Consider the following 1,325-nt stretch of genomic DNA (forward strand, 5'->3'; position numbering starts at 1 on the left):
TGTAGGTTATTTTTTATTCTGTCTAGCAAGGATTTAGAGTGTTGATTTAAAATAAAGTTCGATCATTTATAATAAAGATTGATAATTTGTAAAAAAAGTTTGATAAAAAGATCCATTTTGTAGAGTATTTCTTTGTTCAGCAATCGAGCCAGATTGTTAAATAACACTTGGTAGTTAATTTAAATATTTATTTTTAAAAAAGAGGTTGTGAAGGAATGTACTTAAAGTAACGGTCAGTTTAGTTAAAGAAAGAGATATGGATATTCCTTTTATGATTCAAATGGTTCCTTCTTTATACCAAAAGTGTTGATATATTAGGAAGAATTTTAAAAGCCACAAGTTTTAAATAACGAGGTTTGTTAGAACTTCTTGTTTTAGTCTAAGATAAAGATTGTAAAACTGTTTTATATCATCTTGATGCTTGTGAAGATTGCCTTGTCTGCTGTAGGTCGCTATTCCTACATTGGTTAGTTTATTAATTAATGATTTCCACTCTTCCCATACTGTTGCTCGGCTTAACATTCCATTGTGAAATTTATCAAATTGGTCAATAAGATAGAAATTTGATAATATCTCTGATGCAGCACTGTTGGTATCTAATGCAACAATACAAAAAGGGATTATTTGTTGTGTGATTGGTATAGATTCTAAGGTGAAACTTATTCTCTTTTCCAACCAATGATTTATACCGAGAACACCAAATGCTGTATCAATAGGAATCCATTGTTTAAGATGTTTGTTGTAATACTCCAGCCATCTATGGTCGTTATGATTCCAACCAAATATTGAATAGAAATCCCCATATTTTTCAATTAAGTTAATCGAAAAATTTTGTCTTTCCATACTTTCGGGATGAGAATTTATTTCCAAAATCCATCGAGTTTCTATTCCTATATGGGTTAATACTTTTTCGACTACCTTTGCCTGTTCTGCACAATTCCCTGCTTTTCGTATCATAATTTCTTCCACTGTTCTTTCCGCGTAGTCAGTTTGTACCCATTCAAAATCTTCATTTAACCAAGTAAAAATTTTATTCACTTTTTCACTTTCATCTGTTATTCCTTGTATTCTTGCGTTAATTTCATTAGATATCTCAACATTAAATTCCAATTTTAAGGTTCCCCCTTTGTTGTTTTTTCGTCTAAAATATTTTAACACAATTTATAATTATCAGAAATTGATTGCGTTAATATTCAACAAAAAAGATCGGAAGAAGGGAATTATTATAAATAGAGATGGATATTGACCCTATTATGATGGGATGGGGAGAAAATTTGATTTAGTGAAAAATGAAATAAATTATGTTTGTGAAAAAATGTACTTAA

General features: G+C 29.5%; 1 protein-coding gene. It reads right to left on the reverse strand.

Features of this window, described 5'->3' with window-relative positions:
- Window positions 1-342 precede the first annotated feature (342 nt).
- Window positions 343-1,110 (reverse strand): transglutaminase-like domain-containing protein, encoded by a 768-nt coding sequence (locus V7183_RS23260; RefSeq protein WP_335360989.1) that lies wholly within the window; start codon window positions 1,108-1,110, stop codon window positions 343-345.
- Window positions 1,111-1,325 lie beyond the last annotated feature (215 nt).

This window comes from Bacillus sp. JJ1127, assembly GCF_036965845.1.
Taxonomy (GTDB): domain Bacteria; phylum Bacillota; class Bacilli; order Bacillales; family Bacillaceae_G; genus Bacillus_A.